The organism is Cyanobacterium sp., assembly GCF_054166785.1.
Genome location: NZ_JBSZCP010000026.1, coordinates 1 through 14,801, shown reverse-complemented (window position 1 = coordinate 14,801; position 14,801 = coordinate 1). Strand labels below are relative to the sequence as shown.

Below are 14,801 nucleotides of genomic sequence, written 5' to 3'. Positions count from 1 at the left end.
TTTTCTGGCATTATTACCCCTTGACAACTCCTCTGCCTAAAGACGAGAGGATTCTTCCTTCACTAAGTGATGCCTTTCAAAAGTAAACTTTTTACTTGGTCTTACTCTCTCTCCAGAAGCTGTAGCGATATGCCCTACCGCCAAAAATACCACAGACGTTATACTTGAAATTGGCTTGGTTTTTGCCTATTTACTGTCCGTAGCTACATCGGTTAAAAACCTTGCTAAAATTTTAACATAAAGCCGTCATGAATGACGGGGTTTTATACCCAAAATTCTTGATAAGGGCTTAAAACCCCTTGCTCATCTACTGCATCTATCAAAAAAGAATGAAAAATAATAGTCCTGCCAGTGAAGCCATTGCCCTATTGATTGACTTAGCCCAAAAAGGAGAAATTGATCCTTGGGATGTACAAGTAATAGAAATTATAGATCGTTTCTTGGCAGAATTAAACCTAAAAGAAAGTAATACAATCGATATTTTAGATCAAGATTTATCCCACTCAGGGCAAGTTATGTTGTGGGCATCAATGTTAGTTTTATTAAAAGCTGATACCCTCGAAAAATTAGGACAAAAAGAAGTAGAAATAGAAGAACTTTACATAGAAGAAGATCTTGAAAATACCATCAGAAAAAGACAACTACAATCGAACCTAGAACAACAAATTAAAAGAAGAACATCTGCTCTTCCTCCTCGTAAAAGAAGAGTTACGTTATCTGAATTTATAACCCAGCTTCAAGACATTGAAAAAGAGCTGAAAAAAGCAACGAATCTCCATGGATTAAATTTAAATAAGAAAAGAAAATATACTAAAAAACAAGCTCTAAAAACCATTACAGAATTAGCCCACGATGAAAATTTAACTCAGTTAGCCCATGACTTAAATATCTTTTTAACTCAAAATTTATGCAATATATCGGAACATAGGGAACACATAAAATTAGAACAATTAGTAACATCATGGAGTCAGTACCAAGAAACACCTAAACAAGATAAAGTAGGAATATTTTGGGCATTATTATTATTATCATCCCAATCAAAAGTGGAACTATCTCAAGAGGAGTTTTATAAAGATATTGATATAAACATTTTGATCAATGATTAGGATTGGCTGAATAAATTATAGGTTTTTTAATCCTATAAAATGTTTTATACTGCCAAGGCTAAAAAACAAAGAATAATCACTATTTTAAATGACCCATAGCATTTTTTATAACTATGAAATCTATTTTTTATTGTCTTTTGCTTTTCAGCTAAACTTTTTTACCACCCTAAAACGGGAATTGTTATATTAGATCAAGTCCGACTCATAAACCATACTTTGAGTCCAGTATTATTGACTATTTAGGATCAATTAACTTTATCTTCTAAACTGGTTTAATCACCCTTCCAAGAAAAATATTAAACATTTCTTAAGAAAAACCTAAAAAATACTATAAATTGGTAATAGTAGCAACAAAAAAATATGCCCATGGGGAGTGATATTCAGGATGTATCCATCAGACAGTGATCCAGTTTTTGGCAAAAACAACAATACAGAACAAACCAAAAAATCTCTTCAACTATTATTATTTGTTGATAACCGTCATAGTTCGCAAAAAAATATTCAAGAAATCAAAATCTATCTTCAAAGTTTAACCAATGACTATGAATTTCAATTAGAAGTCTTAGAAATTACGAAATATCCCCATTTAGTAGAGCATTTTAAACTGGTTGCTACTCCAGCCCTCGTAAAAGTTAACCCTGCCCCCCAACAAACCCTCGCAGGAAGTGATTTAACCGCACAATTGCAAAAATGGTGGGATAAGTGGCAATATTCTTTGACTCAGGGCTTTGAGAATGAGATAGACGACAAAGATTCTATTTTACAAACTTGTTTACCTTCTTCTGAGTTGATTCGTTTGAGTGATGATATTTTTCAGCTGAGGCAAGAGGTAAAAAATTTACAACAACAATTAGATTTTAAAGATCAAATGTTGGCTATGTTAGTGCATGATTTACGTAATCCTTTAACCGCTGCATCCTTGGCGGTAGAAACCATTGAGTTAGCCATTGATGAGGTTGATAGGGAGAAGTTATTTTTGCTACAAAAGAAACTTTGTGTTCAGACTAAAAAGCAATTTAAAGTCATGAATAAGATGATTACTGATTTATTGGAGACATCAAAAAAGACTAATCATCAACTCAATATTGTCCCGATAAAAGTTAATTTGATTAGTTTATGCAATGATTTATTAAATAGTTTTAGTGAAAAAATTAAGATTAAAAATCAATTTTTAATTAAGGATATTCCTCAAGATTTACCTGCGGTATATGCAGATCCAGAATTGATTTATCAAGTGTTGGTTAATTTGATTGAAAATGCAATTAAATATACTCCTAATCAGGGAAAAATTACTGTGGCTATTCTCCATAAAACTACTCAAAAAATAGAGGTTAGTGTTATTGATACGGGTTCGGGTATCCCCCCAGAAAAAAAAGAGCTTATTTTTGATGGTCATTTTCGCTTAGAAAGGGATATAAAACAGGAAGGATATGGCATTGGGTTGGCTCTTTGTCGTCAGGTAATTAATGCTCACTATGGTCAAATCTGGGTGGATGATAACGGAAATCAGGGCAGTTGTTTTCGCTTTACCCTACCTGTCTATATTTAATTTTTTGTTATGATGAAGGTGAGGTAATTAAATCATTAAAGTTAGTATGATTAGTTTCTATACTCTTTGATGTATAAAGATTATAAAGTAAATATACTGATATTTTATTTTGGACTATTATTCAATTTTTACTATTTTATACAAGTCTTGATTTTAAAAATCACAGTAATTATTACTGAATTTAAACAAGTTATTTAAATATTTTACATAACTTTACAGATGAATTGATTACTTTGTAAAATCCCTGACATATTAAGAGAAATATGGGGAAAATAAAGGTAATATATTATATATAGATAGGGGGAAAGTTTATGAAAAAACTATTAACTATTGCGGTAAGTGCGATCGCCCTTAGCGTTATTATGAGTCCAGAAACCATGGCACAAAATGCTGACCATGTAAAACAACTCATAGAAACAAATCAATGTATGGGTTGCGACTTAAGAAACGCAGACTTAGAAGGAAGTCATCTCATTGGTGCAGACTTGAGAAATGCAGACTTAAGGGGAGCAAACCTACGCCATGCAAACCTGGAGGGTGCGGACTTAGACAGAGCAAACCTTGCCCATGCTGACCTTCACAACGCATTTTTAACCAATGCAACCATGAACTATGCTAACCTCAACAGCACAAACCTAGGTTACGCTACCATGTTCGATACCCATGTACATAATGCTTTTATGCACAACCTGAACATTGAAGAGGCAACCATTTACAACACAAATATTGGTGTAGGGGGACAATATCTCGATTAATAATTATGATTAGAAAATACTTAAATTAAAGCCTCTTTTCTACATGGAAAGGGGTATTTTTTATACCATATGGTATATTGTTGAAAAAAATACATTATAGAGATAAAAAATGAGTTTAATAGGAAATATTATCTGGTTAATTTTTGGTGGTTTTCTGAGTGGATTAGGTTATATTCTCGGTGGTTTAACTATCTGCCTAACCATTATCGGCATTCCTTTCGGGGTTCAAGCCATCAAGTTAGGGGTTGCAACCATGACACCCTTTGGCAGACGAGACTATGTTTCCCCGAACTATTCCAACACTTTAAACACTATTTTTAATGTAATTTGGTTATTGTTATTTGGTTGGGAAATTGCCATTTCTCATCTTGTCCATGGTTTGATTTTAGCTATTACAATTATTGGCTTACCCTTTGCTAAACAACATTTTAAATTGATTCCCATTGCCCTATTTCCCTTTGGCAGAGAGTTGCGATAGTTGATTTTTTGCCACAGGGCTTGTTGGGGGTGTACTTTTTCTGAATCGAAATGAAGTTAAGATATAATCAAAGGTTTGCACTGTAAATTATAGTTAATAATTATTAAATTATGTTTTGGGCGGATAAAATAGCAGAAAGTTCCCAACAAGAAGAATTAGTAAATGACTCCAAAACCCCTTCAGGTAGGGTACACGTAGGCTCTGTGAGGGGTGTTATTATTCATGATGTAATGTATCGAGCTTTAAAAAGGGCTGGTAAACCCGTTAAATTTACCTATGGGGTGGATGATTATGATGCCCTAGACACTGTACCCCATTATTTAGACCAAGAAAAGTTTGCCCCCTACCTTGGCTATCCCCTTTGCAATGTACCTTCTCCTGATGAGAAAAGCAGTGATTATGCTAAATATTTTATGGAGGAGTTTCTGGAGGTTTTCGACTATTTGGGAGTAAAGGCGGAAATTTATTATTTAAGGGATTTATACCGCTCTGGAAAAATGAATCCCTATATCGACACTTTTTTAAAAAATGCTCAGGGTATAAAAGATGTTTATTTGAGTGTGAGTAAGTCTGAGCGCCCTGATAATTGGTATCCTTTTCAGGTAATTTGTGAAAATTGCGGTAAAATTGCCACCACTGTCACCACTGACTATAATGGCTCTGAGGTTTTTTATACCTGTAAGGAAGATGCTACGGATTGGGTGAAGGGTTGTGGACATTCTGGTTGGGTGTCTCCTTTTGATGGTAATGGTAAATTGCCATGGAAGGTGGAATGGGTTGCGAAGTGGAATTTGATTGGTGTCACCATGGAGATGGCAGGAAAAGACCATTCCCAGAAGGGTGGCTCGAGGGATGTGGCAAATGCGATTTCCCGTAAGGTTTTGGGCAAAAAGCCTCCTTTTCATTCTCCCTATGAGTTTATTTTGGTAAATGGTACTAAAATGAGTTCTTCTAAGGGGGTGGGTTCTAGTGCTAAGGATATGGCGGATTTATTACCCCCAGAAATTTTAAGGTTTTTGATGTTAAAAACTCAGCCAAAAACGGTTATTAATTTTGCTCCTAATTATGATAATATTACCCGTTTATTTAGGGATTATGATAATCTTTTAAATACCTATGCCCAGTTGAAAAAAGAGGATGACAATGTAGAGTTAGATAAGACTTTATTACCTTTATTTTATGCTCAATTGGATGAAGAAATTAAGCCTTTTTATACTTTTGATATTAGTACCCTAATTTCCTTGTTACAAGTTCCCCATTTGGATATTGTGGAGGAGGTCAAAAAACGGGCTGAGGTGGAGTTAACTGAGTATGACTGGGTTAAGATTAATGAACGCATTGCGATCGCCCGTAAATGGTTAGCGGATTATGCTGATGAGGAAGAAAAATTAGTTATTTATTTTGACTCTATTCCTGAAATTGTGTCAGAATTAACGGATGATCAAATTACTTATTTAGCAAAACTAAAAGAAACTTTAACTACCCTTGAAAAATGGGAAGGGGAAGAGTTACAAACAGCTTTATTTACTGCCATGAAACAGTTAGAATTTAAACCCCCTGTGGCTTTTCCTGCGGTATATTATAGCTTTTTAGGTAAGGAAAAAGGACCAAAAGCTGGTTATTTATTGTCTTATTTAGATAAGGATTTTGTCTTACAAAGACTAGGGGATGTCATCAAAAAATAATGGGTATGTCAATTTTCAATGATTGATACCGCAACATTATAAAAAATAACAAGGGGTTTAAACCCCTTACCGGCCTAATGATCCATCATTTCCATGGTGGTAACATAGAATAGAGAGAGTAGTAATTTAAAAGGGATAGTATGACAAGTAAAATATTGATACTCGGTGGTGGCTTTGGGGGGCTTTATACTGCCTTGAGGTTGCAGGAGTTGGATTGGGGTGTTAATTTTCCTGAGATTACTTTAGTGGATAAGGGCGATCGCTTCTTATTTTCTCCCTTACTATATGAGTTAGTCACCGAAGAAATGCAAAGTTGGGAAGTAGCCCCCTACTACACCGAATTATTAGAAGATAGCAAAATCAATTTTATCCAAGACACCGTCACAGGGGTAAACCTTCAACAAAAAACCGTCAGCCTCAAATCTAACGATACCCTAGAATATGATCGTTTAGTCATCGCCTTTGGTGGCACAACACCATCTCAAACCGTTTCAGGGGCGAAAGAATATGCTATCCCCTTCCGCACCCTTGATGATGCTTACACCCTCAAGGAAAAACTAAGACAACTAGAAAACTCAGAACAAGAAAAAATCCGAGTCGCCATAGTCGGTGGTGGTTATAGTGGCGTAGAATTAGCCGTCAAAATAGGCGATCGCCTCCAGGAACGTGGTAAAATTAGGATTATAGATAGGGGCGATAAAATCCTCAAAAAATCCCCTGAATTTAACCGTAAAGCAGCGGAAAAAGCCCTTAGCGATAGAAAAATATGGCTAGACTTAGAAACCGACATCACCAAAATAGAAGAAAATCAAATTTCTTTGCAATATAAAAACGTGGTTGATACTATCCCCGTTGACCTAGTATTATGGACAGTCGGCACCAAACCAGTCAAAATATTAGATGGTCTTAGCCTACCCCAAAATGAACAAGGAAAACTAACTATCAATCAAGAATTACAAGTAGAAAACTATCCCGAAATTTTTGCCCTCGGTGATTTAGTCGAATCCCTTGATAAAGACGGTAATATTCTCCCCTCCACCGCCCAAGTCGCCTTCCAACAATCAGACTACTGTGCTTGGAATATTTGGGCATCTTTAGAAGAAAAACCCCTCCTACCCTTCCGCTATCAACCCCTTGGAGAAATGATTGCCCTCGGCATTGATAATGCTACCCTCAGCGGTTTAGGAATATCCCTTGATGGTGGATTGGCCTATTTAGCCCGTCGTTTTGTGTATCTATATCGTCTTCCCACCGCAAAACATCAATTAAAAGTGGGTTTAAGTTGGTTAAGTACCCCTTTAGTGAACTTTCTTTCTTCATGAGCAACTTAAAACTTACTCACTAAAAATAATGAGATAAAATTGGGCGAAGGGCTACTATAAAATTTAAAAATATGAAAACATTTAGTAATTTAATCATCACTTTTATTATTTCTTTTTGGATCATTATTTTACCTATTTTTGCTATCCAAAATGTAGCTCCCATTAGCCTAACTTTTTTTGGTTTTCAATCAATTTCGATTCCCCTAGGAATCTTAGTTTCATTTTCCGTATCCAGTGGTTTTATCGGCGGGGCTTTATTACCAGTTTTTTTTAGTCCTATGAATAAAAAGAAAAGATTGAAAAATGATAAAAGGAGAAAATCGGAAAATTTTGTTAGGGATTGGGAATTAGAAGAGGAAGACGATGATCCTATTTTTGATTGGTAAAAAAAGAATTAATTAGGATATATTAATATCTGTACTACAAATAGATTTTACCTCTGATAAAGTGGTTAAATTCATATCAACTAATTCTAAACCATATTCTAGCCCCGTAACCATAGAATTTTTCCTTAATTTTTCCATCAAATCAAACAAATTTTTATGATCAACAATCGCCCGTTGTGCGACACTATCTATCGTTAATATTTCTGGTACTATTAACATTTTTTCTTGACATTTTTCCATATTACTAGAAACATTATTATTAGTTTTTTTCGCTAATTTTAGATTAATAATACCTCTCAAATTTAATGCAATTTCAAACGGTTTTATATCCCATTTTGATAAGGTTGCAAAAATCAGGGCGATGGAATTAATCTCCATTTCCACAATCACTAATTTACCATGGCTAACGGCACTAAATACTTCCTCAGCCGTTAAGCTATCTTTTAGTTTATTTATATAAATCACATCTGGATTTTGACCCATGATTATTTTTAATTCTTGAGCAAAATTTCTTGATTCCTGAACTATAGAATCATCATATTGAGTAATATCAGGTAAATCATAGATTATAGTATCTTCTAAGCTATAAATATTAATATTTTTTTTTACTAATTCTTTTAATATTAAATAACTAACAGTAGTCTTTCTGGCTTTTGCTCCACCACTAATAATGATTAGCCCTGACGATAAATTAATTAAGTTTTTGATAGCCAATAATCCTTTTTTTACCACAAAAACTTGATTAAGCTCTTTTTGAATATGGCTATTATTTATTAATTCTATACTTACTGTTTCTGAGTATTTCCCCTTAACAATTTTGATAATAAAATAATAAATGTGATTATTATATATTCTTCTAATTTTACTAATTGGAAACTTATCTTTTTGATTAAAACCAGCAATAATTTTTATTCTATTTACTACTGTTTGATAAAATAAGTTTGGACAATCTAATTCTTTAAGAGAAAAACTTTGAGAAATCTTGCCATTTTTGCGACCTTTGATAACTAAATTATTGTCCTGACATTGAATATATACCTGTTCAATATCATTTTGAATAGTGTGACGTAGAATATTATTAACAAAGGTACTAATAGGAGCTTGATTAGAGTCCCTATGATCTAAAATTTCTTCTGGGGGGTAATCTTTCTTTTGATCAACATGATCCAATATTTGCTCTAAATCCACATCAGCTGGAATATTGAAATATTTATCTTGATTATTCATAGCTCTAGTATGGGAGAAACAATGATAAAAAATTTATTCTTCTCCTAGAGATTACCCTTTTCACCATACATATAATTCATGTAGTCAAATTTTCCAGCGCCCCTTAAATATGCAGAAACTCACAATAAAAGGGTGAGAAATTCCCACCCCATAATATAATTTAGAAATTACCTACTAAGGCCTCCTTGCATCTGTCGCAGATTAATGGTTCATCAACAAAAGTGCCTACGGAATTAGAATAATTCCAACACCGATCGCACTTACGCCCTTCCGCATTAACAACTGCTACCTTAAGAGTAGTATCGGTTAAAGTGATTTCCCCTCGATATTCACTCTCATCTAGTGCAGACTCATCGCTTACTAACTCTACCTGAGAAACCAACAAGAGATAGCGTAACTCATCTACCTTGTTACCCTCATTAAGAGCATCATCAGGATTGAGACTAGCTAATGTATCCGCTAACGTACCAGTGGTATCATATACCAACACCTTCGCTTCAAGGGATGCACCGATGAGCTTCTGATTACGAGCATCATCCAAAATCTTATTAACCCCCGTGCGAATGTTGCGTAATTCTTGCCATATACTTGGAATAAAAGGAGGCTCTTTAAATTTTTCTAAATTAGATGATTTATTGTATGCTTCAAAAGGAAATTCAATCCAACCTGATTGAAAAACAGAAATAGATTTATCTTTGTCGGTATTAGTCATAAGCTTTTGGTAAGGTAAATTTTGCCAAATATCCTCCGCCATGTGACAGAGTACAGGGGCATAATTAATTACTCAATTTTTTTCGTTGCTTTTCGGTGTAAACATTAATCTTATTTTTTATCTCTAATTCTTCATTTTGACTGATAACCCATCCTTTTTTATGTTTTTGTCTAACCGCATTTATATATTTTTGCGACATCATCAAAAGATACTTTTTTGGTTCTGGCATTGGATGTGTTTTCCCAAGCTTAGTTAGTTTTTCGTGTTCATTGTATCGTTTGTTAATATTTAACCAATCCTTAGGAAAATAAATTTTAAAGGCTTCCAAATAATCATCATTCGTGAATTCAGGTCTCATAATTTCGGCGAGTAAAGGTAGTTTATCCTCTTTTCTCATAATAATTTGACCTTTAGAAACTCTTTTTCTACTCATAGTTTTTTTAAGATTTTATCTTTGGCTATTTACTTAGAATACATTAAAGTTTTCCAATAAATTAAATTAGTTCCTCCTATGTTCAATGTTTTAAACATAGAGGGAACATTTGCATTTGTATTTATGGATTTATTTTCTAGCTTATTATGACACTAAAAATTTCCAACAAGAGCTTCCTTGCATCTGTTGCAGATCAAAGGTTCATCGCTAAAAGTACCCACTGTTGTAGAATAATTCCAGCATCGGTCACATTTTCTTCCATCTGCAGTATCCACAATAATAAGTAGATTAAGAGCATCTGGAAAAACACTACTCAAGGTTGCTTGTTTTTTTATTTGTTCTAAGTTGTTTTTATTGCTTAAAGTTTCTCGAAGACTAGAGTCATTTATTTTATTGATAAATTTAGGATCTTCAATATCTGAAATGGACTCCAGTAACTCGACTTGAGAGACTAAGAATAAATATCTTAACTGATTGACATTAGCAATCTTTGTATCTTCATTATTGTTTAGTATTCTTAGTTTATTTTTTAACTCTTCATTCTGAACCAAAAGAAATACTTTAGCTTCTAAGGAAGAGCCTATTTTTTTTGCATTTCTGGTATCGTCCAGTTCTTTATTTACTTGTACTCGTATTTTTCTGATTTGGTTCCAAGTGTCGTAAAGATTTTGATTTTCTATCCACTCAGGTTCTAATTTGACCCAACCAGCCTCAAACACTGAATTACAGGGCTTTTGGTAGGGTAAATTTTGCCAAATATCCTCCGCCATGTGACAGAGTACAGGGGCGATCGCCCTTGCCAGATTTTCTAGTATAATAGCCATAACAGTTTGACAACTGCGACGACGAGCAGAATTAGGATCAGAAATATAAAGCCTATCCTTAGCAATATCCAGATAGAAATTAGAAAGATCAACTACACAAAAATTCTGTACCTTTTGGAAGAACTTAAAAAATTGGAAACCCTCGTAAGCCTCAGTGATTTCCGTAAAAACCTGATGGGTTTCATGCAAAATGTACTTATCCAACTCAGGTAAATCTGCATAACTCACCGCATTTTTAGTAGGATCAAAATCATGTAAACTACCGATCAAAAATCGAGCCGTATTACGAATTTTACGATAAACATCAGACAACTGCTTGATGATACTATCCCCAATGCGCACATCTCCAGAATAGTCCGTAGAAGACACCCAAAGCCTTAACACATCAGCACCATAGGGAGGTTGTTGTTTTTGATTTTTACCACCATTAATGATTAAATTAGGATCAACCACATTACCGATAGACTTACTCATCTTCATGCCTTTTTCATCTAACACAAAACCATGGGTTAACACAGTCTTATAAGGAGCATGACCATTTACCGCTACACTGGTTAAAAGACTAGACTGGAACCAGCCCCGATGTTGGTCAGAACCTTCTAAATATAAGTCCACAGGGTATTTCAACTCCTCCCGTTGATTTGCTACTGCTGCCCAAGACGAACCAGAATCGAACCATACATCCATAGTATCCATACCCTTACGGTAAGACTTGCCATTGTTACGGTAACTCTCAGGCAACAACTCCTCCACTGACATCAACCACCAAGCATCAGAACCCTTTTCCCTGATAATATCTCTCACATGGTTAACAGTCTCCTCATTTAACAAAGGCTCATGGGTTTCCTCATCATAAAACACAGGAATCGGTAAACCCCAACTACGCTGACGAGAAATACACCAATCACTCCTTTCACTTACCATAGGAGTGATTCTATTCTCTCCTTGGGCAGGAATCCAGTTAACCTCTTTAATAGCCTTTAAAGCCTCCTCTCGGAAACCATCCACCGACGCAAACCATTGCTCCGTAGCACGGAAAATGGTGGGTTTCTTAGTACGCCAATCGTAGGGGTATTTATGTTGATAGGCTTCTTCTTTTAACAAGCTACCTTTATAGGTTAAAGCATCGATGATGGCTTGGTTAGCATCCTTCAACACATTTAAACCCTCAAATTCCCCTGCTTCCTCCGTAAAGTTTCCCTTATCATCCACAGGAGAGAGAATGGGTAAATGATACTTTTGCCCTGTGATGTAGTCTTCCTGCCCATGGCCGGGGGCAGTGTGTACTAATCCTGTACCAGATTCCGTGGTAATGTAATCACCGCCGATAACTACGGGGCTTTCTCTGTCAAAGAGGGGATGTTGATAGGTGGATAATTCTAAATCAGCACCCTTGATGGTGGTTTTAACTTCTAACTTGACACCAAAGGTATTACCAAGACTTTCTACTAAATCCTGAGCAACAATCAAATATTGCCCCCCCCTTATTAAGGAGGGTTGGGGGGAATCATTTTCCGCCATAACTTCCACCACTGCATAATCTAACTTACCATTTACCGCCACAGCTAAGTTACCTGGGATTGTCCAAGGGGTAGTAGTCCAGATGGCAACCCCTAAATTAGGCATATACTGCTCTAAATGTGAGGCTTTTTCGCTTAACTTGGTGAGGGTGAAACTAGCGTAGATACTACGGGAAGTATGCCCTTCAGGATATTCTAATTCTGCCTCAGCGAGGGCGGTTTGAGAACTAGGACTCCAATGGACGGGTTTTAAACCACGGTAGATATAACCATTGAGCGCCATTTTGCCAAATACTTCGATTTGGGCAGCTTCATATTCAGGTTTGAGGGTGAGGTAAGGGTTTTCCCAGTCTCCCCAGATGCCATAGCGTTTAAATCCTTCGGCTTGTTTTTTTTGGGTTTTGATGGCAAAGTCACGGGCTTTGTACCGTAGTTTGATGGGGGTTAATTCGCTTCTTTTATCTTTGTCGATGCTTTGTAATACTTTTAATTCGATGGGTAAACCGTGGCAATCCCAACCCGGTACGTAACGAACTTTATGCCCTTGTAATAATTTATATTTATTGATAATATCTTTAAGAACTTTGTTTAAGGCATGACCCATGTGTAAGTCACCGTTGGCATAAGGGGGGCCGTCATGGAGGACAAATAATTCTTTGGGGTTATTTTCGGCTAGATTTTCATATATTTTATTTTCTGCCCAAAATTTCTGTAATTCTGGCTCTTTTTGCACCGCATTAGCTCTCATATTAAAGCTAGTTTGGGGCAAATTCACGGTATCTTTATAATTTTTAGGTTCACTCATGGATAAGAGAGATTAATTAATATAACTTTTTACATTCTGCTATTGTATTGCGAATAGGTGTTGTATCTCAATGTCAAAATTGGCGAAGAAAGACTTAATCGAATTACTTTTGACTATAAAAAAAAGAGGGATAATCCCTCTGTGATGGAAAAATTAATCAGTTTTGCAATGATTTATGTGGGAATTGCTTCCCCGGGGCGTAGTTTTGCCCATTTATTTTTTTCCTCACTAAAGCTATCACAACCGACAACATCCCATTCTGTTTCTATATAGTCTTCACGGGTACGGATGTTTACGTTAATGGAGGGATTTTCAGGCTCAAAACTTGGTTTGTCTGTTAGGTGGGGTTGCTCATGTTGAGTTTCTACGGCATGATAAGTATTGCAACGGTCAACATAGTAACAGTTTACACAGATACACATAGGCTTTTTCTCCGACTGTCTCTACTCCCTAATCTAGCTTAATTTTCACGAGGTTGGTTATTTATTAATGTTTATTGCGGATTTTTTAAGACAAGTATTGCCTTTTGATTTGGATTTGTTGCCCCCTAATGCTTTTTTGGTGGGGGGAGTGGTTAGGGATGCTTTATTGCACAGGAGAAGGGATTATATTGATTTAGATTTTGTTTTACCCCATGGGGCAATTCAAACGGCGAAGTTTATTGCTAATAAGTATGGGGCTGGGTTTGTGGTATTGGATGCGGGGCGGGAGATTGCTAGGGTGGTTTTTCCTTCGGTTACGGTGGATTTTGCTAAACAGGAGGGGGATTGTTTGGTGGATGATTTATATCGTCGTGATTTTTGTCTAAATGCGATCGCCCTTAACCTATATAATAAGGAAATAGTAGATCCCTTAGAAGGTCAAAAAGATTTAGAAAAAGGTATCATCAGAATGGTATCACCAAAAAACTTAGAAAATGATCCCCTCAGAATTTTAAGGGCTTATCGTCAAGCCTCCCAATTAGGTTTTTCCATCACTCCCGATACTCGCACAAGTCTGCAACAACTAGCCCCCCTCCTGTCTCGGGTAGCGGCGGAAAGGGTAAAGAGTGAATTAGACTATCTCTTACAATCAAAAGATGGTTGTCATTGGTTACAACTGGCTTATGAAGATAATATATTATCCCATTGGTTAGCAAATATTACCTCAGAAAGTATTGTTAACTTATCAAAAATAGATCTAGTTTTAGGTAACATTACACAAAAATATTCTCTATTTCAAAATATATCTTCAGAGTTTTTAGGGTTAGCAAAACTATCTTGTTTAACTTCTAATATTCCTGAATTAGTTCAAGAGGAATTAATTAATTTAAAGTGTTCTAAAAATGAGATTAGAACGGTAACTACGATTATTAAATATCTTCCTGAGCTACTTAATTTTAATTTAAATACCACCCTTAGAGAGCAGTATTTTTTCTTTCTTAATGTTAGTGATACTTTTCCTTTAATAGCTCTTAGGGCGATCGCCCTTAATCCTGATGATAGTATAATTGTATCTAAATTAATAGATCGTTATAGTAACAAAAATGATTTGGTAGCTCATCCTCAATCCTTAATTACAGGAAATGATCTCATCCATGAACTACATTTTAAACCAAGTCCATTAATAAAAGAAATTTTAACCGAGGTACAAATTGCTCATTTAGAAGGCAAAATTTACAGTAAAAAAGAAGCCCTTATTTTTGCTAAAAAATACTGTAATGAAAATCTCTAATTATTTACCCCTATTACCCATAATATCTAACAACGGGCTTAAACCCTTTGCCTTGTCATTACTGCCTATTATTACCAAAGAGTAGGTCAAATGAATACCCCCATTAAATTTCTCCACAAAACCTAATTAAATTAACGGTGGGAGTTTGACATCCTCCTCGGCATAAATGCACGAGGATTCCTACTAGAATAAACTTAATTGCTCAAATCTATTCTCTCGGTGGGTTGACGCTTCGTCGCCTACTGCTAACTTTACGCTAGTCTTACGCCCTGCTCCACGTCCGTTT

13 protein-coding genes are annotated in these 14,801 nt (G+C 35.5%); 8 read left to right on the top strand and 5 right to left on the bottom strand.

The genetic code is table 11. From position 1 onward, the window contains the following. Positions 1-329: 329 nt before the first annotated feature. From ACXITR_RS04670 to ACXITR_RS04640, 7 genes are all read left to right on the top strand, one after another. Positions 330-1,106, top strand: a complete 777-nt coding sequence (locus ACXITR_RS04670) for a segregation/condensation protein A (RefSeq protein WP_457996069.1) — start codon at positions 330-332, stop codon at positions 1,104-1,106. Between the two features lie 385 nt (positions 1,107-1,491). After that, positions 1,492-2,655: a histidine kinase gene (locus ACXITR_RS04665; RefSeq protein WP_457996068.1), complete on the top strand. Its 1,164-nt coding sequence runs from the start codon at positions 1,492-1,494 to the stop codon at positions 2,653-2,655. Between the two features lie 311 nt (positions 2,656-2,966). Beyond that, entirely contained in the window at positions 2,967-3,410 is a 444-nt protein-coding gene (locus ACXITR_RS04660) for a pentapeptide repeat-containing protein (RefSeq protein ID WP_457996067.1), read from the top strand. A 109-nt stretch (positions 3,411-3,519) separates the two neighbouring features. Further along, a complete protein-coding gene (locus ACXITR_RS04655) occupies positions 3,520-3,888 on the top strand; it encodes a YccF domain-containing protein (RefSeq protein ID WP_457996066.1) in 369 nt (122 codons plus the stop codon). A gap of 110 nt (positions 3,889-3,998) precedes the next feature. Beyond that, positions 3,999-5,573 carry a lysine--tRNA ligase gene (gene lysS, locus ACXITR_RS04650; RefSeq protein WP_457996065.1) on the top strand — a complete coding sequence of 525 codons (1,575 nt, stop codon included), beginning with the start codon at positions 3,999-4,001 and terminating at the stop codon, positions 5,571-5,573. Positions 5,574-5,713: 140 nt separating this feature from the next. After that, entirely contained in the window at positions 5,714-6,895 is a 1,182-nt protein-coding gene (locus ACXITR_RS04645; protein ID WP_457996064.1) for an NAD(P)/FAD-dependent oxidoreductase, read from the top strand. 71 nt (positions 6,896-6,966) lie between these two features. Continuing rightward, on the top strand, positions 6,967-7,281 hold the full coding sequence (locus tag ACXITR_RS04640) for a lipopolysaccharide assembly protein LapA domain-containing protein (RefSeq protein ID WP_457996063.1): 315 nt from the start codon (positions 6,967-6,969) through the stop codon (positions 7,279-7,281). Positions 7,282-7,293: 12 nt separating this feature from the next. On the opposite strand, the gene ACXITR_RS04635 is transcribed toward ACXITR_RS04640, so the two are convergent. From ACXITR_RS04635 to ACXITR_RS04615, 5 genes are all read right to left on the bottom strand, one after another. After that, a complete protein-coding gene (locus ACXITR_RS04635; RefSeq protein ID WP_457996062.1) occupies positions 7,294-8,508 on the bottom strand; it encodes an ATPase, T2SS/T4P/T4SS family in 1,215 nt (404 codons plus the stop codon). A gap of 160 nt (positions 8,509-8,668) precedes the next feature. Beyond that, a complete protein-coding gene (locus ACXITR_RS04630) occupies positions 8,669-9,220 on the bottom strand; it encodes a zinc finger domain-containing protein (RefSeq protein WP_457996061.1) in 552 nt (183 codons plus the stop codon). Positions 9,221-9,284: 64 nt separating this feature from the next. Next, a complete protein-coding gene (locus ACXITR_RS04625) occupies positions 9,285-9,653 on the bottom strand; it encodes a hypothetical protein (RefSeq protein WP_457996060.1) in 369 nt (122 codons plus the stop codon). A gap of 152 nt (positions 9,654-9,805) precedes the next feature. Then, a complete protein-coding gene (gene ileS, locus ACXITR_RS04620) occupies positions 9,806-12,802 on the bottom strand; it encodes an isoleucine--tRNA ligase (protein ID WP_457996059.1) in 2,997 nt (998 codons plus the stop codon). 173 nt (positions 12,803-12,975) lie between these two features. Then, entirely contained in the window at positions 12,976-13,224 is a 249-nt protein-coding gene (locus ACXITR_RS04615) for a Ycf34 family protein (protein ID WP_457996058.1), read from the bottom strand. Between the two features lie 67 nt (positions 13,225-13,291). Here ACXITR_RS04615 and ACXITR_RS04610 point away from each other — a divergent pair, with 67 nt between their 5' ends. Then, the gene (locus ACXITR_RS04610; protein WP_457996057.1) at positions 13,292-14,515 is read left to right on the top strand and encodes a CCA tRNA nucleotidyltransferase; all 1,224 of its coding nucleotides are present in this window, start codon (positions 13,292-13,294) and stop codon (positions 14,513-14,515) included. Positions 14,516-14,801 lie beyond the last annotated feature (286 nt).